Source organism: Streptomyces sp. NPDC054841 (assembly GCF_053611045.1).
In genome coordinates this window covers 1-17,134 of sequence record NZ_JBSGZO010000157.1, presented here as the reverse complement: position 1 = coordinate 17,134, position 17,134 = coordinate 1, and the positions used below count along the sequence as shown (strand labels likewise).

Genomic DNA, 17,134 nt, shown 5'->3' with positions numbered 1-17,134 from the left:
CTCCGCGTGCTCGTGGATGGCCAGGGCGACGCTCAGGCTGAACTTCCTGCCGATCAGCGTGGCCACACGCGCGGCGGTCCACACCTGGTCCTCAACCCAGCCGTGCGCAGCCGGCCATGCTCGAGCTCCGCGGCATCGGCCGACCGGCCCCAGCGCAGTCTCGTCGCCGTCCATTCGGCGGCGTACCGGCAGTACTGGCCAGCCGCCGGCGGCAGCCACTGCGCCGGGTCCTGGTCAGCCCTGCTCCGGTTCGTGCAGGCAGTGACCGCGACCAACGAACGGGCCACTCCCTGGTCGTTGGCGTAGGCCTCGCGTCGGGCCGCAGTCCATCCGTAGCCGCCAGCTGGCGGGGAGCGTCATTCCGACCTTGCGATATTCCAAGGCACTGGCATGATCCTCGGCTACCCGCATAGCGTGGCGGCCCGATGCCGCTGGGGTGTGAGGTTCAGGAGGAGTCGTTGGAGTTGGCTGCGAGCGTCTTGCCCACGACTCCTGACCGGGTGACACCGTCGACTGCCACACAGATACCAAAGACACGATCGTGGCTGGTCCAGCCGTTGACGCGGCCACGGTTGTTGCTGATCTGCACCCGCTTCCCAGCGGGGTCCACGGACGATACCAAGTGCAAGTAGACCGTCCCGGCGACACGGGCGAGGACGATGTCCCCGACCTCCAACTTCGACGGGTGGACCGGAGCAACGACCACTCGCTGCCGACTGCGGATCAGTGGGACCATCGAGGAGCCGCTGGGCCGGAACGCCACGGTGGCGCCGCCGGCAACCCTGCCTGCTACTGCATCCAATGCACCCATCCGCTGATCGTGGCAAATTCCCCTGCATCACCCCACCGATTTATTCCTCCGTGCTCCACCCAGCGAGGCGAACGTTGCCTGATGCGGCACTGGCGTCGACGGCCCAGTGCCACTTACGGCCCGGCGCGCTCACCCCTTGACGGCGCCGGCGGTGAGCCCCTGGACGATGTGTCTGCTGGCGATGGCGAAGAGCACCATGGTGGGCAGGATCGTCAGAACGGCCGCGGCGGACATGGAACCCCAGTCGATATTGAAGCTGGAGATGAAGCCGTTCAGCGCCGTGGGAACGGTCTTGTTGTCGTCGCTGTTCATCAGCGTGACGGAGAGGAAAAGCTCGTTCCAGCAGTTCACGAAGTTGAAGATGAAGGCAGCGATGATGCCCGGCTTCATCACCGGCAGCAGCACCCGGAACAGCGCACCGAACCGTGAGCAGCCGTCGATCATTGCGGCCTCTTCGAGGGTGTCGGGGATGTTCTCGAAGAAGCCCCGGAGCATCACCGTGCAGAACGGGATACAGACCGCGATGTATACGAGGACCAGCCCGAAGCGGTTGTCGACCAGCTGCAGATCGGTCATCAGCAGATACAGCGGTCCCAGCGCGATGAACGCGGGGATCATCTGGGTGACCAGGGCGGCCATGAGCAGGGCGGTCTTGCTGCGGAACTCGAACCGGGCCAGTACATAGGCCGACAGCATCGAGATGACGGTGGCGACCGTGCCGGCGACCGTGGCCACGATCAGGCTGTTGGTGAGGTAGACGCCGAACTGGGACTTGTCGAACAGCCCGGCGTAGTTCTCCAGGGAGAAGTCCTCGGGCCAGTACGCGAGGGGGAAAGTGAAGATGGCGCCGGCGGGTTTGAACGAGGTGATGGCGATCCAGTACAGCGGGAAGACGGTGAAGATGAGCCAGAGCGTGAGGAAAGCGATCCTGACGGTCTTTCCGGCCGAGGTCTCCTTGGTGTTCACGGCTTCGCTCCTTTCTCGCGTGTGGCTGTGAGGTAGAAGACCGAGAACAGCAGGAGCCCAGCGACCACCAGCAGGCCGAGTGCCGATGCCTTTCCGTAGTCGCCCTGCTGGGTGATGTTGATCATCCAGGTCGTCACGATGTGCGTCTCGTTGTTCGGGCCGCCGCCCGTCGTCCCGAAGATGATGTCCGGGAAGTTGAAGATCCAGATGACGCGCAGCAGCACCGTCAGCGCCAGCGTCGCCCGGATGTACGGGATCGTGATCTGGAACAGTGTGCGCGCCTTGCCCGCGCCGTCCAGCGCTGCCGCCTCGTAGATCTCGTCGGGGATCGACTGCAGGGCGGCGAGGATCATGATGGCGAAGAAGGTCACGCCGTACCAGATGTTGGCGACGACGATGGCGACCATGGCCGTCTTCGGGTCGGCCAGCCATGCCACCGGCTCGTCGATCAGATGTGCTTTCATCAGCAGGTCGTTGACGACCCCGAACTCGCTGTTGAACATCCAGCGGAACAGGATGCCGATCAGGAAGCCGGAGATGGCCCATGGGAAGAAGATCAGCGCCTGGTAGAGCCCGCGGAAGCGGAAGCGGCGCCGCAGCCACAGGGCCAGCGCGAAGCCGATGACAAGTTGGGGCACGATCGAGGCGACCACCCACACGGCGGTGTTGCTCAGCACGGTGCCCCAGAGCGGGTCGCCGAAGATCTCCTGGAAGTTGCCGAGCCCGACGAACGACTTGTCCGTGAGGTCCGTCAGGTTCCAGTGGCGGAAGGCCATCTGGCTGCCGGCCACCATCGGGTAGTAGGTGAACACTGCCACGAAGATCACGGCCGGCGCCATGAAGGTGGCGATCACCAGGCCCCGGCGGGTGGTGAATTCGCGCTTGCGCCGGCCGCCGCCTGCCGTCCTGACGGGACGGGCGCCCTCCTTGCGGGAGGGGCCGGGCGTCTGTTCGTGCGCTGGGGAAGCCGTGCCCGCCCGCATGTCAGCTCTTCTCGCTCTTCCACTTGGCGGTCCAGTACGCGTTCCAGTCGGCGAGCAGCTGCTCCTGCGTCTTCTTGCCGAGCAGCACCTTCTGGACATCCGCGTCGGCCTTCTGCGTCCACTCGGTGAACCAGGGCACATCACGGGGCTGGGTGACGGTGACGTACCTGTCCGGGTTCTGGTTCATCGTCACGTAGCTGGCCCACGGCCCGGTCTTGTAGAACGTGTCCTCGCCGGCCTGCTTCAGGATCGGGACGAGACTGTTCTTCTTGGCGAACGTGGTCGACGCCTCGCCTTCCGACAGGAACTCGACGAGCTTGACGGCCTGGGCCTTGTGCTTACTGCCCTTGGCCACGCCCCATCCGGCGGTTGCCAGCGGCTGGACGGCCTTTCCTCCCGGGCCGGCGAGCAGGGGCGCGGTGGTCCACTGATCCTCCTTGATCGCCTTGGACTCCCGCAGGGTCGCGATCACTTCCGGGTCCTGGAGCAGGAAGGCAGTGGAACCGTTGGAGAACCCTTCGACCATTTCCGGGTATCCCCAGGCTATGGAGGACGGCGGCGAGGCCTTCTTGAACAGTTCGAAGTACGTTTTCAAGGCCTCGCGCGCCTCCGGCGCGGAGAAGATCGTGCTGCCGTCGGCCAGCTTGTAGCCGTTGGCCGGGTCGATTCTGTCGGCGACGTACGCCTCGATGATCGCCGTGACGTTGCTGCTGGCATTGGGGCCGCCCCGGAAGGCGTAGCCGTAGCGGCGCTTGCCCTTGTCCTGGATCGCACTCGCCTGCTCGAGCAGGTCCTCCCAGGTGCCCGGAGGCTTCTTGTACCCGGCCTGGCTGGTGAGGTCGGTCCGGTAGAAGAGACTCAGCCCGTAGAAGCCGTAGGGCACGAAATACGTCCTGCCCTCAGGGTTCTTGGCGGCCTTGGTGGCATTGTCGGTCAGCTCCTGCCAGCCCGGCCAGCCCTTGAGGTCCGTGCTCATGTCGTGGAGCCAGCCGTTGTTCGACCACGGGCCCACGGTGATGTCCCGGACCTCGAGCGTGTCGACGCCGCTGCCGGACTGCAGCATCTGCTGGATCTTCTGGTCCGCCTGGCCGGTCGGCGGCGAGATCAAATTGACCTTGATCTTCGGGTTCTGCTTCTCGAAGTCCGCGATGAGCTGCTTCAGCACCTCAGTGCGCGCGGGGTTGGTGAGGCTCTCGACCATCTGCAGTGTGACGGTCCCGTCACTGGAGCCGCCGCCCATGGCGGAGCAACCGGTCACGGTCATGGTGAGGGCGAGGCCGAGAGCGGCGACTGCGTTCCTGCGTTTCATCGCTGTCCTCCGTGGGACTGGTTACGGGACCATGCGCCGAGCACGGGGACGCAGTGCTCGGCGAAGTACTCGAAATCGGCTGCCGTGTTGTACACATGCGTCGACAGGCGCAGATAGCCGACGCCGCCGAAGCTGGTGAACGCCGTCATGACCCCCAGCTCCTGAGCCACCCGGTCGCGCAGCGCGTCGGCCTCGGCGTGGGTGGCGGCCAGCGGGGTGGGGACCCGCACCAGCCGCAGGGCGTTGACCGGCATGCCCACGTCCACGCGGCAGTCCTCGCCGGTCAGTTCGGAGAAGGCCGACGCGACGATTCGTTCCGCGTAGTCGGCCAGCTCGCGCATATAGGTGCGGGCGGTCGTCCAGCCCCAGGTGTCCTCGACGAAGCCGAGGGCGGTGGGCGTGGCGAGATAGCTCGTGACGTCCACGGTCCCCTGAATGTCGAAGCGGTCGGGGAAGGGCTCGGGAGCGCCCCAGGAGTCGATCAGCGGGTAGAGGCTGTCACGCAGATCCGTGCGCGCCACCAGCGCTGCTGTGCCCCGCGGGGCACAGCCGAACTTGTGGAGGTTGCCGACCCAGACGTCGCAGTCGAGCCCGGAGAGGGGGTCCTCGGCCAGTCCGGGCACATGAGCGCCGTCCACGAGGATCGGGATGCCGCGCCTGCGGGCTTCTTCGGCGATGCGCTCCACCGGCATCCACCGTGCAGTTGCCGAGGTGATGTGGTCGAGGACGATGAGGCCGGTCGCTTCGCTCAGTTGCGCCACCACGGCCTCGTACGCGGTGTCGGCGTCGGCGTCGAGCGGCACGTGGACGGTGCGGAGCGTGCCGCCCCAGCGACGGGCGAGGCGTTCGGCTCCCATGGTCACGGCGCCGTAGCCGTGATCAGTGACCAGGACCTCGCCGCCTGGTCGCGCCGGCACGTTCGCGTAGGTCACGCTCGCGCCGCCGCTGGCGTTGGGGACGAGGGCGAGGTCGTCGACCGCGACCCGGAGGAAGCCGGCGATCACCCTTCGTGCGGCCGCGACCTTCCCCGGCAGTGCGGGGAACCACTCCACGGGCGAGGCGTCCATCTGCCGACGCAGCCGGTTCTGCTCCTCCTGGGCCCGCAGCGGGACCGCCCCGAACGACCCGTGGTTCAGGTGCTTCACCGCGGGATCGAGTGACCAGGCAGCGGCGGCGGGGCGGCCGTCCGCGAGCGCGAGCGGACGCGGGGCAGTGGTGAGGTCTGTCGTGCTCACGAGACTCCAAGCCGGCTGGACATCAGACAGACACCAGAAGAGGTGTGATGACTGGGCGAAATACTGCCCACAGCGAGCCGTTGAAACAAGAGTTCAGGCCAAAGACATCTGATGACTTTGCTCCTCGCCGGAGTGATGTATGACGACTGGCCTAGACTGGCCCTTGCCGGGCGCTGCCGCACGGGCCACTACGGGAGGAAGCGATGTCCGCAGTCGACAAGGCGTTCCACGGCTTGCGCCGCATGATCTCCAGCGGCCGCCTCGGCGCCGGCCAGCGGTTTCCACCGGAGGGCGATCTGTGCGAGGAGCTCGGGGTTTCGCGGAGTTCCCTGCGTGAGGCGGTTCGTATGCTCGCCGCCCTGGGCGCGGTCGAGGCGCGGCACGGTTCCGGCACCTTCGTCTCACAGCTGCGGCCGGAGGATCTTCTTGGCAGGCTGTCCCTGACGGTCGAACTGCTACCGCTCGACGGCCTGCTGGAGCTCTTCGAGATCCGGCGGGTCCTGGAGTCGCATGTGATGGCGCAGGCCGCCGCCCGGATCACGCCCGAGCAGCTGGAGACCCTCTACGGCTTGCTCGACACGATCGAGGCCAGCGTGGACCCCGCGGAGTTCGCCGACAACGACCACCGCTTCCATGCGGAGATCGCCCGCATCGGCGGCAGTCCCTCCATGGAAGCGCTGCTCACGGTCTTCCGGTCCCGCTCCCGCCATTACCGCGTCTTCGCGCTGCCCGAGGGGCCGGACTTCAAGAGGGCGGGCGACGAGGACCACCGGGCGATCGTCACCGCCCTGGCAAACCGCGACCCGGCCTCGGCGGCGAGTGCGGCGGCCGCTCACATCGCCCGTAGCGAACGCTGGCTCAGCGCCACCCGCCCGCCGGTGACCGAGGATGCCGTGGACGAGCCGGCGAACGAATGGTGATGCGGTGTGGAGGACCGGTGGAGCAGGCCCAGGTCGCCTTAACGGCGATAGCGGCTGACCCACTTCGATGCACAGGCACCAGAGATGTCCATCTCCGCGGCGACGTGTGCGATCGGACGGGTCTTGCAGCGCTCGATGAGCCGACGACGTCCCTCGACGGAGAGCGGTGCGCTTCTGTGCGTCATGCCGATCTCCGGGCCAGTGGGGTCGCTGCTTGGGAGGCTCGCGCCACGATGAAGAGGAACAGTCCGCAGGCCGTCACGAGCAGCCATCCGGGATGGGACGCACGGGCGAGGCCGACAGGGCTGACGCCTGTGACCAGACCCCCTGCGACAGCGATACCGACCGCTGAGCCGACCTGGCGTGCGGTGGAGGTGATTGCCCCGGCCACGCCGGCACGGGATGGCGGCAGACCGCTGACTGCGGTGTTGGTGATCGGTGCGTTGGCGAAGCCGAACCCGATGCCGATGAGCAGGTAGGCCAGCAGGAGCAGCAGGACGCTGGTGTCCTGACCGAGACTCACCATGCACAGACCACCAGCGGCGGTGAACCCGCCCGCAAGGACGAGCGGACGTCGTGGTCCGAGGCGCCCCACCAGGTTGCCGGACCACGGCGCGCACAGGGTAGCCCCAAGCGCCATGGGCAGGGTCGCCATGCCTGACGCGAGCGGCGTCCATCCGCGGGCGTGCTGGAGATAGAGCGTGTTGAGCAGAAGACTCACATTCAGCGCGACGAACACTGCCACGGCGCCCAGCACCGCCGTGGCGAAGAGCGGTCGCCGGAAGAGCCCGAGGTCCATCAGGGGTTCGTGCTGGTGAAGCTCGACCCATGTGAACCCGGCCGTCGCAACCACGATCAAGGCGTAGCCGGCCATCGCCAGAGGCGAGGCCCAACCGATGCGGGGTCCTTCGATGAGGACACCGACCGAGACGCACAAGGCCAACGTGAGGAGTACCTGGCCGGGCAGATCCAGCCGCCGGGCGCGATGTCCGCGGGACTCCGGCACGAGTACTGCAACCAAGACGAGGGCGGCGACGATGATCGGTGCGTTGATCCAGAACACCGATCGCCAGCCGAACGCTGCGATGAGCCACCCGCCAGTGACCGGTCCTGCCGCCATGCTGAGCCCGAAGACCGACGCCCATACGCCGATCGCCGGGGCTCGCTCCCGTGGGTCGGGCATCGCGTTCACCACGATAGCCAGGGCCACGGGGCTCAGCATCGAGGCGCCGACGCCCTGGACGGCCCGTGCCACGACAAGGAAGCCGAGCGACGGAGCGACCGCGCACGCAAGTGATGCAACGCCGAAGACGATCAGTCCGCACTGGAACACACGACGTCGTCCGAAGCGATCTGCGAGGGCGCCGGAGGAGATGAGGAGGCTGGCCAGGACCACGGTGTAGGCATCCACGACCCATTCCAGACCGCGGGTGCCCACGCCCAGGCCACGTCCGATCACGGGCAAGCCCACGTTGACGATGGTGGTGTCCAGGCCGACAAGGAACATGCTCAGCGCACAGACGGCCAGCACCGTCCAACGCCGACGCGCACTCAATGCGGGTTGAGCAGCCAAGATTGTCGTGGTCACGGGCCCACCTTCTGTCCGGGATCGTCTGCCGCCCCATGTTCGGATCAGGTGACAGCGCCGGCCCAGCACATTTGCGGAGACTGCAAAATGGACCCTATGGACCCTATGGACCCCATGGACGCCGAACTTGCGGAGATACTCGACAGCATCGGGCCACGGCTGCGAGCACTGCGACGCGACCGCGGACTCACGCTCGAGGCACTCGCGGAAGACACCGGGATCTCCGTGAGCACGCTGTCGCGCCTGGAGTCAGGCAAACGGCGCCCGACACTCGACCTGCTCATCCCGCTCGCTCGAACGCACCGCGTCGCACTGGACCAACTGGTAGCGGCTCCAGCCACCGGTGACCCACGCGTTCACCTGAAACCCCATCGCAGGGAGCGCGGAAGCGTGCTCGTGCCCCTGACGCAGTACCCGGGTCGGGTCCAGGTCTTCAAGCAGGTGCTCGCGTACCGTGAACCGAAACTCGTCACCCACGCCGGCTACGAATGGCTCTACGTGCTCGCGGGCGAACTCCGTCTCATCCTTGGAGAACGCGAGTTCACCGTGCGCCCGGGCGAGGTAGCCGAGTTCGACACCAGCGAACCGCACTGGTTCGGCCCCGCCGAGACGAACGCAGTGGAGATCCTGCACCTGTTCGGCCCCCACGGCGACCAAGCCATCATCCGCACCAGCCCGTCAACAACGTCATGACCCACAACAACTAGGGCGTGTCCGGCCGGTCGGGCGCGCCGCGTTCCGCTGACTCAACAACTGGGCATCAGTCGTCCCATCCCACTGGAGTCGGCGCGGCGTGGGATGTGAGGGTGAGGCGCATGAAGTCTCCTACCGCCAGACCCGCCTTCGCTGTCTGCGCCGTCTGCATTGTGCTTGCCCCGCTCACCGGATGCGGTGGTGGCCGATTGGGCCCAGGAGTCCCGGTGCCCGGTGCGCCTGCCGAGAGCCGGGTGCCGATGCCGGGGAAGGGGTCGAAGGATCCCGACGACATCAATGGCGACGGGTATCGCGACTTCATGGTGCCCGTCCCCGACCAAGGACGGGTCGCTGTGGTCTACGGCTCGGCGACGGGGCTCGATCCGTCGACGCGTAAGGTCTACGGGCGCAGCGACTTGGGCCTGCCGGATCAGCTGGAGGGCTTGGACAAGAGCGAGGGTGTCGTCCCGGACACGGTCGCCGATCTGGACGGCGACGGCTTCCCGGACTTCGTCACGACCGTGAGCGACAAGCCTGCGGAGAACCGGGGGGCCGAGGATTACCGCACCGCCCCGTACGTGGCCTGGGGCGGACCCAGCGGGCCCATGGCGGGAGCCAAGGCCACCCCGGTGCAGCTGCCGCGAAGCGCATCAAAGCTGGGCCTTCACTACGTGGTGCGCGCCGACTTCGACGGGGACGGACACCACGACCTCGCGGGACTCGCGAGGACCGAGTTGTCTCTGGGCGAGTCGTCCCTGGTGGTGCTGTACGGCCCGTTCACGCGGTCCGGTGCGCCGGCGCGCACGAATACCAGCCTGCGATTGCCGGAAGAGAGCGGTCTCGTCGTGGACGCCATCGACCCGTCCGGCAAGCCCCGCGCGACCTCCCTGCTGCTCCACGAAACAAACGACGGTGAGCAGTCCGGCAACATCTTCTACCCGGCACGCCCCGGCACTGGCGTGTCCACGCACGGCAGGCAGCTGCGCCTCGGCAACGCCCACGCGTTCGGTGACTTCGACGGCGACGGGCTGCGCGATGTGGCCGTCGGGGACGACGGCAGCCGCAACGACGAGCCCGGCTACGAGACGGAGGCGCCCGACGTCGCCGGATCACTCACCATGTACCCGGGCAGTGGCGGCGCACCGGTCAAGCACGGGCTGCCCGAGGTGCCCGAGGGCGAAGGCACCGACTACGGGCCCGGCGGTTTCGTGGCCGCCGACCCGGACGGCGACGGCCGCGACGGCATCCTGGTCGCCACCTATGAAGGTGCCACGCTCATCGACGGCGACAAGCGCACCTCCGTCCAGCGCAACGTGCAGAAGGGGACCGCCGCGGACTCGCGGCGCGCCCGGCCTGCGGGGGCTGCCGACTTCGACGGTGACGGCAAGGACGAACTGCTCTTCAACTGGGCGGCCGACGGCCTATTCGGGACGTACGGCGAGGACCCCACGCATTGGTGGATCACCAACGGCACGACGTCCCGGGATCAGGCGTCCTTCGCGGCGACGGGGTTCGCCCCGCGTGCTTCCCAGGCACCGTCCGGCGGGTCAGGAGTCAAGCCATAGGCGAAGTGCCGAGCAGTGGACCGGGCAGCACGCCGACATCAGCGGCGCCGTCCTGGACCAGGCCGAGGCCGAGGCCGAGCGCCTGGGCGCGGACATCTTTGGCCCTCTGCTGAGCCGCACCCGCACAGTAAGCCGGACCGCTATGAACCCGCCCCAACGCCGCGACCCGACCGCCCAGAGAGGGACAGCGGCCCTGCTCGCGGCCGTCGCCGCCGCAGCCATCGTCTGCTGCGCGGGACCCGCCCTGATCGTCGCCGCGGTCTCGGGCACGCTCGCCGCCTGGCTCGGCAGCTGGTGGGCCGTCACCGCCGCCGCGCTGCTGAGCGCCGGGGCCGTGACTTGGTGGCGCCGGCGCCGCCACCGGTCCTGCCGCCCACCGCGTCGCCCTCAATGATCGGAATGTTCGGTCGCTGACTCACCGGCTGACCGCTGCCGCTACTGGCCGTGCCAATCCTCCCCAAGGGCCAGCCCATGCCCGGCCCAGAGTGCTGCCGATTCTCGTGAACATCGAACACGCCGACCGCGGGGCGCCTCCCGAAGTGATGAACAACCGCTGTCGAACCCGTGAACAAAGCCAATACATGTTGATGATCGCGCCGTATGCGTCGGGATCCTGTCCGACGGTGCCCAGGAAGGTGAGGAGCGTGCCCTTGTTGAGACCCACCAGGCCGGACGGCGCGCCCCGGCCGCTCCGGACGGCATCCGCCTGGGCACCGCCCTTGCTGGGCGAGGACCAGGTCCCGGAGCGGCACAGGTGGAAGCGGTCCACGAGATGGGCGTTGCCTCGTCTCACCGATTCCTCATGTGGTTTGTCAAGCCGCGAGAGCCGCTGGCGGCGTGAGCGCGTCGCGCCGTCCCTCGCTCAGGAGGGGCCCCACAGGACATTGACACGACGGCGGGCTGCTGCACGGCGACGGCTCGGCAAGACGGCTGCGGAATTCGCGGCCAGCACTCGCCGTAGGGTGATCTGATGTTCGATCGGTTGGAGATCAGTGTGCTGCCGCCGGGGCCCCGGTTCGGTGTCCATCTGCGGTTCTGGGTCAACGGTGAGGAAGTGGTGGCAGGGACGGTGGGCGAAGGGGGCTGCGGCCCGTTCGCTTCTGACGTGCTGCCTGCCGGCTGTCCCAGTCCCCTACGTGCGACTGGTGATCCGCGGCGTGTGGAGCTGGGGGAACCTGAGTGCACAGGTGGCTGCTGCGGTTTCCTGTCCGTGGTCGTACAGCGAATCGGGGACATTGTGCAGTGGTCGGACTGGCAGGTTCCATGCTGGGGGGTCCCTCCGCCGGAGTTCCGCTTCGAAGCCTGCCAATACGATGTCGAACTGGCTCGCGTGGAGGCGGACCGGTGGTGGTATATCTACACATAGCCCAGCGCCAGTCGGCGCCCCGCTCGGCCGACAGCCGAAGGCACTTGGACTTCGGCAGCACGCGCTCAGCTTTCGCCGGCCTGCGCCTTCGACTGCAAGCCGTGTCAAGCCGCGAGAGCAGGCGGCGGCGTGAGCTCGTAGGGCCGCGCGGGACCCGGGCTCCGGGGCATTGAGGCCGGGCTCACAGCAGGCCCCAGCGGTTCCCAGGTGAGCGCAGGTGGTGCGCACCCCCGGTGGGGACGCCCCCCGAACACCGCATTCGACCACACCCATCGAGGAACAGCAGTTGACCCCGTACTCCCTGGCGTTCTACATGGACGTCGTCACCACTGGCACCGTGCTCGGCGTGCGTCCCACGGACTCTCCCGATCGCGTCACCGAGGTCCTGGGGCCGGACTTCGGTGAGAACAACTTCGACGACCGCACCATGTGCCGTGACTACGGCCTGACCGAGTTCTACTGGGACCGCGCTTGCGCCGACCATCCCTGGTCGGGCCACCACTTCACCTTGCAGGTGCACAGGCTCGCCTACCGGCGCGGCACGCTCGCCAACGAGGCGCTCCGCGCCCGGTACGGGCGGTTCACTCCCAGGCTTCGGTTCGCGAAGCTGCAGCGCTTGCTGCAGCGGCGTGGTGTCCCCCTGCTGGAGATCCCGGAAGTGCCGGCGAACGCACCGTACTACCGGACGTTTTGGCAGCCCGATTCCCAAGTGGCCGTCTCCGTCATCGGTACGTACGGCGAGTACAGCACACCGGACGCTCTACGAGTCGGCGACGTGTATCGCATCCATGCCCCGATGACGGCCGAGGAAGTTCAGTGGCGGAGGGCCCAGGCCGGGTAGCGCCCGGGGCGGCATGCACCCTTCAGGCAACTTCCCGACGGCCCGGCGGAGCTCCACCCGTCACTCACCGTGCGCGCTTCACGGAAAGTGAGCCAGAACCCAAAGTCGTGGACATCCGGCGCGGGCACTGCCTCCCGAAGTGCTATCGAAACGCTGCTCTGTGACGTGAACGGGCTAACCCCCGGCAGGACACGTGCTGTTCGTCGATACGGTCCATGCCCCGCACGATGCCGCCGGCGCTCGGGCCGGTTCGGCTCGGGCGCGCACGTCACCCGTGCGATGGACCACTGCCGCGCATCCGCTGCGCCTTGTCTAAGAAGTCCTAACAGAAGCCATTGGTGGTGTGACTGTCGGCTTGGATGCTCGTTGGTCTGTCCATGGGGAAGAGAAACTCCCGTCCGTGGGTCGTTTCGGACGAACTGTGGTTGCTGGTCGAGCAGTTGTTGCCGGAGCCGGGGCCGAAGTTGGTCGCGGGGCGCCCACGGGTGCCTGACCGGCAGGCTTTGTGCGGGATCCTGTTCGTGCTGCACACCGGGATCCAGTGGGAGTACCTGCCCCAGGAGCTGGGTTTCGGGTCTGGCATGACTTGCTGGCGGAGGCTTGCCGCATGGAACGAGGCTGGCGTGTGGGACCGGCTCCATGCCGTCCTGCTGACGAAGCTGCGGTCTGCGAGGCAGTTGGACTGGTCCCGGGCGGTGATCGACTCCAGCCATGTCCGGGCCGCACGACGGGGCCCAAAAGTGGGCCCAGCCCGGTCGACCGCGCACGGCCGGGCAGCAAGCACCACGTCATCGTCGACGCACAAGGCATCCCGCTCGCGGTGTCGCTGACCGGCGGAAACCGCAACGACGTCACTCAGCTGATACCCCTGCTGAAGAAGATTCCTTCCGTCCCCGGCCTGGTCGGACGTCCGCGGCGACGGCCCGATGCAGTGCTGGGGGATCGCGGCTACGACCACGACAAGTACCGCCGGTTGGTTCGAGCACAGGGCATCAAACCGGTGATCGCGCGCCGCGGTGTCCCGCACGGCTCTGGCCTCGGCGTTCATCGCTGGGTCGTCGAGCGCACCATTGCCTGGCTCCATGGATTCCGACGCCTTCGCATCCGATGGGAACGACGCGACGACATTCACGAAGCCCTCCTCGGCCTCGCCACTTGCCTCATCACCCACCGACACGTCCAACGCCTTTGTTAGGACCTCTAATGGCCGCGGGTATTGGCGCGGCAGCATCGTTTCCCCTGGTGGCGATGTTGATGAAGCGGCTGGGCTCACAGCGCCTTGCACTGCTGTCGGCTCTCTGCCTGACCTTGCTGCTCCTCGCCCTGGCGACTGCGCCGAACTACCCGGTTGCTCTGTTGGTCATGTGCTGCGACGGCGTCTTCGTGGGGGTGTCTGAACGTTGCCATGAACGCACAGGGAGCGGCGCTCGAAGCCAGGCACCAGCGCCAGACCACGGCCAGGCTGCATGCGACGTTCAGCGGTGGCTCTTTGCTCGCGGCCCTCCTCGCCTCCGATATGAACGCGGTGACCTCGACGGTCGCGGTGCACTTCGGCGTGGCTGCCGTCATCCTTCTGCTGCTGACCGGATTCGCGCGGACGGGACTCCTGCCTGCGGACGGGCCCGCCGAGGAGAAGGAGAAGAAGAGCCGCGGCGGATGGACCGTACCGTCCCGGATGACGTTGTGGATGTGTTGTGCCATGGCGTTTGGCACCGTGACCGAGGGTGCCATGAACGACTGGTCTGCCCTGTACCTGAAGGAGGTCGCCAAAGCGTCGGCGGAAGTGGCGCCCATCGGCATTGCCGTGGTGTCGGGTGGTGGTGGCTCGCCTCTTCGCCGACGGCTGGCGCAGTCGCTGGGGCGACGGGCGCGTAGTCCTCCTCGGCAGTGCATTGGCTGGTGTGGGGCTGGCCGTCGCCCTGTTGAGCGACGGTGTGGTGCCGGCCCTGATGGGGTTCGCCTGTGTGGGGCTGGGTATCGCAGCCGTGACCCCCTGCGTCTACGTGGCCGCGGCGAGAGAGGGCTCGGACGCGCTGGCCCTGGTCGCCTCCATGGGCACGACGGGCCTGCTCGCCGGGCCGCCGGTCATCGGCTTCATCGCGAACGCGAGCAGCCTGGTGTGGGGCCTGGGGGTCGTCGCCGCCGCGGCGATCGTTGTGTCCCTGTGCAGCACCCAGATCCGGTGGACACCCGTGAGCGGCTGACCGTGTTGAGGCCGAGCAGGGTGGGTGGGGGCGTACGCCTTCGATGCACGCTGGTGGGCCATTGAAACGCGCTGACGAGGGTTGGTGGTTGGTAGACGGTGCCGTCGCGGAGCATGACGAAAAGCATGTCGGCTCGTCGGGGGGCGAGGCAGATGAGTCGCGGATCGACGACGGCGTTGCGTCGGCTCCGCCAGTGGTCGCGATTCAGGCAGCACTCAGGCCGAGTCGGCCGGATTGAAGAAGCTCACCATCTCGCGGTACCGCGAGTGGGGTTCGTCCGTGTCGGAGAACCAGTCTCCCGGGCCGACACTTTCCTCCCACGCGAGATGGCGCCCGGCTATGGCGTCGATGAGGTCGCTGGCCAGCGCTCCGGCCTCGAAGAGGTCCTGGTCGGTGGACTGCGAGCTCGCCCCCACGATCACTCCGCGTACCCCGGCGGAGTGTCCGTAGCGGAAACCGCCGCTGCCACACAGGTGGGGGTCGACGATGACCGCCTCGCCGTAGTTCCTCCCGAGCCGCCGGTGGCCGGCGGCCTTGGCAGCGGCATTCGGCAGGAATTTTGGCTGTCTTCCCCGACCGTGATGACGCCGAGCACTGCCTGCTCGTCGGGTACCCAGGGCCCGGCCGTCGGGTCCATCAGGACGAAACCCATGCTTGCTCGGCCGTATGTGTCACGCGGAGCGGCCGAGGGCGCGACGGTGTGGTTCCGCCAGATGCTGGCGGAGCGCCCGAGTCCGAGGTCCAGCAGCAGTTCTGCGAGTTGCTCGTCGTCGAGCATGTAGTTGTAGGGGTTGTGGTGGTGCTGCACACGCACCACCAGCCCGTGCTCCGAGACGGTCTGCCGGACGGTCAATGTGGCTCCTTCAGGCGTGAGGGTCACCGCGGTCGCGAAGCGGCCGGGCGTTGGGATGGTCGATGAGCGGCACACGCACCTGCTCCTGTCAGGGGTCCGGGCCGCGACCGGTGCGATTGTGGCCGCTCGGGATGACACGTCGCCAGGTTCCGCGGCGCCGATCGCGAGCGCCACGGAAGCACTGCGGTCGGCGCCGCCGGTCGAGTCAGCGCGCCCCTCGAGCGGTCCCGCCGTCCCGCTGGCGGGACGGTGTCCCTCTCCTCGTAGCGTGAAGACCCGGGGAAGTTGGGAGTCATGGCGGAGAAGCGACGGAAGTTCGATCCGGAGTTCCGTGAGGGGGCGGTACGGATCGTGACGGAGACTGGCAAGGCGATCGCCGAGGTCGCGAAGGATTTGGCAATCAACGAGGCCACCTTGGCCAGCTGGGTGTCCCGGGCCCGCCGGGCCGGGACGGCACCAGCCGGTGCCAGTGATGAGCTGGAGCGGTTGCGGCGGGAGAATGCGCAGCTCAAGCGGGACAACACGGAACTGGTCATGGAGCGTGATGTGCTCAAACGCTGCATGGTCCTGTGGGTGAGGTAGCCGTGGCGGACCGGCACAAGTGGTCGGGGTGATCAGCGACTTCAGGACCGTGTACGGCATCCCGCACCGCGTCTCGTGCCGCGCTCTGGGAGTGAGCGAGTCGTGGTTCTACAAGCACCGCACGCACAACCCACCGCGCGGCAGATGCGCCACCTGCGGCTGGTGGAGGCGGTCGGGGAGGAGTTCACCAACTCCGGTGGCACCTACGGCTCGCCGAAGATTTGGATCACGCTGGTTCGCAAGGGCTGGCGAGTCTCGGTGAACACCATCGCGAAGATCACGGCCGAGCTCGGCCTGGCAGGCCGTACAGTCCGCAGACGCCGAGGGCTGACGCGGCCCGGCAGGCGGTCGGCGAGTCCGGACTTCGTGCCCCGTGACTTTACCGCGGAGGCCCCCGACCTGGTGTGGTGCGGGGACCTGACGGAGATCGACACCGGCGAGGGGAAGCTGTATCTGGCCACGGTCATCGACCTGTTCTCCCGCCGGTGGCTCGGCTATGCGATGGGGGCTCGCCACGACGCGGACCTGGTCGTGGCCGCCCTGCACATGGCTGCCACGACCCGCGGAGGGGACGTGCGGGGCGTCATCTTCCACACCGACCGCGGCAGCGAGCCCAGGCTCAATCGGCCGTCGCAACACCGCCTTGTTGGATCAACAGTAGCTGTTCGTTGAGGGCCTCTGCGGGTGTCTTCCAGCCGAGTGTCTTTCGGGGCCTGGAGTTCAGGGCGGTGGCAACGGCATCGATCTCGTGTACGTCCCAGCGGGAAAGGTCTGTGCCCTTCGGGAAGTACTGCCGCAGCAGGCCGTTGGTGTTCTCGTTGGTGCCGCGCTGCCACGGACTGCGCGGGTCGGCGAAGTAGACCGGGAGCCCGGTGTCGATCGTCAACTGGGCGTGCTGGGCCAGCTCCTTGCCGCGGTCCCAGGTCAGCGAGCGGCGCAGTTGCGCAGGAAGGGTGGTGATCCTGGCCGCGAGTGCATCCTTCATGGCCTCCGCGCCGTATCCGCCCAGCGCCGGCCCATTCTTCGTCCGCGGTTCGATCCCGTGGCCCTCCATCCGTGGCAGGTGCAGCAGCATCGTGAACCTGGTCGTGCGCTCCACGAGCGTGCCGATCGCGGACCGGTCGGTGCCGATGATCAGTCGGGTAGCGGGGACGCATTGCTGCGTCCCCGCCCCCTCAGAACCGTGCAAGCAGCTGTTCACCGCACACGGCTCAAGCA

The 17,134-nt window shown here is 67.6% G+C and carries 17 protein-coding genes and 3 pseudogenes; 9 read left to right on the top strand and 11 right to left on the bottom strand.

Features of this window, described 5'->3' with window-relative positions; all coding sequences use genetic code 11:
- Positions 1-119: 119 nt before the first annotated feature.
- From ACWGI8_RS21400 to ACWGI8_RS21375, 6 genes and pseudogenes are all read right to left on the bottom strand, one after another.
- Positions 120-344 (bottom strand): annotated as a pseudogene (locus ACWGI8_RS21400) (HNH endonuclease); the annotation flags it as partial.
- Positions 345-445: 101 nt separating this feature from the next.
- On the bottom strand, positions 446-811 hold the full coding sequence (locus ACWGI8_RS21395) for a S26 family signal peptidase (RefSeq protein WP_453663031.1): 366 nt from the start codon (positions 809-811) through the stop codon (positions 446-448).
- A 129-nt stretch (positions 812-940) separates the two neighbouring features.
- Positions 941-1,777, bottom strand: a complete 837-nt coding sequence (locus tag ACWGI8_RS21390) for a carbohydrate ABC transporter permease (protein ID WP_453663030.1) — start codon at positions 1,775-1,777, stop codon at positions 941-943.
- Positions 1,774-2,760, bottom strand: coding sequence for a carbohydrate ABC transporter permease (locus ACWGI8_RS21385; RefSeq protein WP_453663028.1), 987 nt, complete (start codon positions 2,758-2,760; stop codon positions 1,774-1,776). Before ACWGI8_RS21385 ends, ACWGI8_RS21390 begins: the two co-directional genes overlap by 4 nt.
- A gap of 1 nt (position 2,761) precedes the next feature.
- Entirely contained in the window at positions 2,762-4,069 is a 1,308-nt protein-coding gene (locus ACWGI8_RS21380) for an ABC transporter substrate-binding protein (RefSeq protein WP_453663027.1), read from the bottom strand.
- Positions 4,066-5,304: an aminotransferase class V-fold PLP-dependent enzyme gene (locus ACWGI8_RS21375; protein WP_453663026.1), complete on the bottom strand. Its 1,239-nt coding sequence runs from the start codon at positions 5,302-5,304 to the stop codon at positions 4,066-4,068. Before ACWGI8_RS21375 ends, ACWGI8_RS21380 begins: the two co-directional genes overlap by 4 nt.
- A gap of 203 nt (positions 5,305-5,507) precedes the next feature.
- Here ACWGI8_RS21375 and ACWGI8_RS21370 point away from each other — a divergent pair, with 203 nt between their 5' ends.
- Positions 5,508-6,224: a FadR/GntR family transcriptional regulator gene (locus ACWGI8_RS21370; RefSeq protein ID WP_453663024.1), complete on the top strand. Its 717-nt coding sequence runs from the start codon at positions 5,508-5,510 to the stop codon at positions 6,222-6,224.
- Positions 6,225-6,265: 41 nt separating this feature from the next.
- Here the strand turns inward: ACWGI8_RS21370 and ACWGI8_RS21365 are convergent.
- Positions 6,266-6,409, bottom strand: a pseudogene (locus ACWGI8_RS21365) (IS481 family transposase); the annotation flags it as partial.
- Positions 6,406-7,812 (bottom strand): MFS transporter, encoded by a 1,407-nt coding sequence (locus tag ACWGI8_RS21360; RefSeq protein WP_453663022.1) that lies wholly within the window; start codon positions 7,810-7,812, stop codon positions 6,406-6,408. The gene ACWGI8_RS21360 and the pseudogene ACWGI8_RS21365, both read right to left, overlap by 4 nt.
- A gap of 96 nt (positions 7,813-7,908) precedes the next feature.
- On the opposite strand from ACWGI8_RS21360, the gene ACWGI8_RS21355 reads away from it, so the two are divergent.
- From ACWGI8_RS21355 to ACWGI8_RS21330, 6 genes and pseudogenes are all read left to right on the top strand, one after another.
- Positions 7,909-8,505, top strand: coding sequence for a helix-turn-helix domain-containing protein (locus tag ACWGI8_RS21355; protein WP_453663021.1), 597 nt, complete (start codon positions 7,909-7,911; stop codon positions 8,503-8,505).
- 227 nt (positions 8,506-8,732) lie between these two features.
- Positions 8,733-10,070, top strand: coding sequence for an FG-GAP repeat domain-containing protein (locus tag ACWGI8_RS21350; protein WP_453663020.1), 1,338 nt, complete (start codon positions 8,733-8,735; stop codon positions 10,068-10,070).
- A 142-nt stretch (positions 10,071-10,212) separates the two neighbouring features.
- Positions 10,213-10,464 carry a mercury transporter gene (locus ACWGI8_RS21345; RefSeq protein ID WP_453663018.1) on the top strand — a complete coding sequence of 84 codons (252 nt, stop codon included), beginning with the start codon at positions 10,213-10,215 and terminating at the stop codon, positions 10,462-10,464.
- Positions 10,465-11,722: 1,258 nt separating this feature from the next.
- Positions 11,723-12,277 (top strand): hypothetical protein, encoded by a 555-nt coding sequence (locus ACWGI8_RS21340; RefSeq protein WP_453663017.1) that lies wholly within the window; start codon positions 11,723-11,725, stop codon positions 12,275-12,277.
- 377 nt (positions 12,278-12,654) lie between these two features.
- Positions 12,655-13,472, top strand: a protein-coding gene (locus ACWGI8_RS21335) for an IS5 family transposase (RefSeq protein WP_453663033.1) whose coding sequence is annotated in 2 segments (ribosomal slippage) — positions 12,655-12,984 and positions 12,987-13,472 — 816 coding nt in all. Because the reading frame shifts where the segments join, the coding sequence is not laid out codon by codon here.
- A 5-nt stretch (positions 13,473-13,477) separates the two neighbouring features.
- Positions 13,478-14,481 (top strand): annotated as a pseudogene (locus tag ACWGI8_RS21330) (MFS transporter); the annotation flags it as partial.
- 215 nt (positions 14,482-14,696) lie between these two features.
- Here the strand turns inward: ACWGI8_RS21330 and ACWGI8_RS21325 are convergent.
- On the bottom strand, positions 14,697-14,897 hold the full coding sequence (locus tag ACWGI8_RS21325; RefSeq protein ID WP_453663015.1) for a hypothetical protein: 201 nt from the start codon (positions 14,895-14,897) through the stop codon (positions 14,697-14,699).
- A 2-nt stretch (positions 14,898-14,899) separates the two neighbouring features.
- Positions 14,900-15,334 carry a hypothetical protein gene (locus tag ACWGI8_RS21320; RefSeq protein WP_453663014.1) on the bottom strand — a complete coding sequence of 145 codons (435 nt, stop codon included), beginning with the start codon at positions 15,332-15,334 and terminating at the stop codon, positions 14,900-14,902.
- Between the two features lie 294 nt (positions 15,335-15,628).
- Between ACWGI8_RS21320 and ACWGI8_RS21315 the strand changes: the two genes are divergently transcribed.
- Together ACWGI8_RS21315 and ACWGI8_RS21310 are read left to right on the top strand one after the other, a co-directional pair.
- Positions 15,629-15,916 carry a transposase gene (locus ACWGI8_RS21315; protein ID WP_453663013.1) on the top strand — a complete coding sequence of 96 codons (288 nt, stop codon included), beginning with the start codon at positions 15,629-15,631 and terminating at the stop codon, positions 15,914-15,916.
- 102 nt (positions 15,917-16,018) lie between these two features.
- Positions 16,019-16,588: a DDE-type integrase/transposase/recombinase gene (locus tag ACWGI8_RS21310; RefSeq protein WP_453663012.1), complete on the top strand. Its 570-nt coding sequence runs from the start codon at positions 16,019-16,021 to the stop codon at positions 16,586-16,588.
- Here ACWGI8_RS21310 and ACWGI8_RS21305 read toward each other — a convergent pair.
- Positions 16,536-17,134 (bottom strand): IS30 family transposase (locus ACWGI8_RS21305; RefSeq protein ID WP_453663010.1); only part of this gene is annotated, 599 nt, incomplete at its 5' end. The genes ACWGI8_RS21310 and ACWGI8_RS21305 overlap by 53 nt on opposite strands.

Bases quoted from the DNA above. Each gene is read 5' to 3' on its own strand.
- ACWGI8_RS21345 (WP_453663018.1), top strand. From the start codon at position 10,213: ATGAACCCGCCCCAACGCCGCGACCCGACCGCCCAGAGAGGGACAGCG.
- ACWGI8_RS21315 (WP_453663013.1), top strand. From the start codon at position 15,629: ATGGCGGAGAAGCGACGGAAGTTCGATCCGGAGTTCCGTGAGGGGGCG.
- ACWGI8_RS21380 (WP_453663027.1), bottom strand. From the start codon at position 4,069: ATGAAACGCAGGAACGCAGTCGCCGCTCTCGGCCTCGCCCTCACCATG.
- ACWGI8_RS21385 (WP_453663028.1), bottom strand. From the start codon at position 2,760: ATGCGGGCGGGCACGGCTTCCCCAGCGCACGAACAGACGCCCGGCCCC.
- ACWGI8_RS21370 (WP_453663024.1), top strand. From the start codon at position 5,508: ATGTCCGCAGTCGACAAGGCGTTCCACGGCTTGCGCCGCATGATCTCC.
- ACWGI8_RS21355 (WP_453663021.1), top strand. From the start codon at position 7,909: ATGGACCCTATGGACCCCATGGACGCCGAACTTGCGGAGATACTCGAC.
- ACWGI8_RS21395 (WP_453663031.1), bottom strand. From the start codon at position 811: ATGGGTGCATTGGATGCAGTAGCAGGCAGGGTTGCCGGCGGCGCCACC.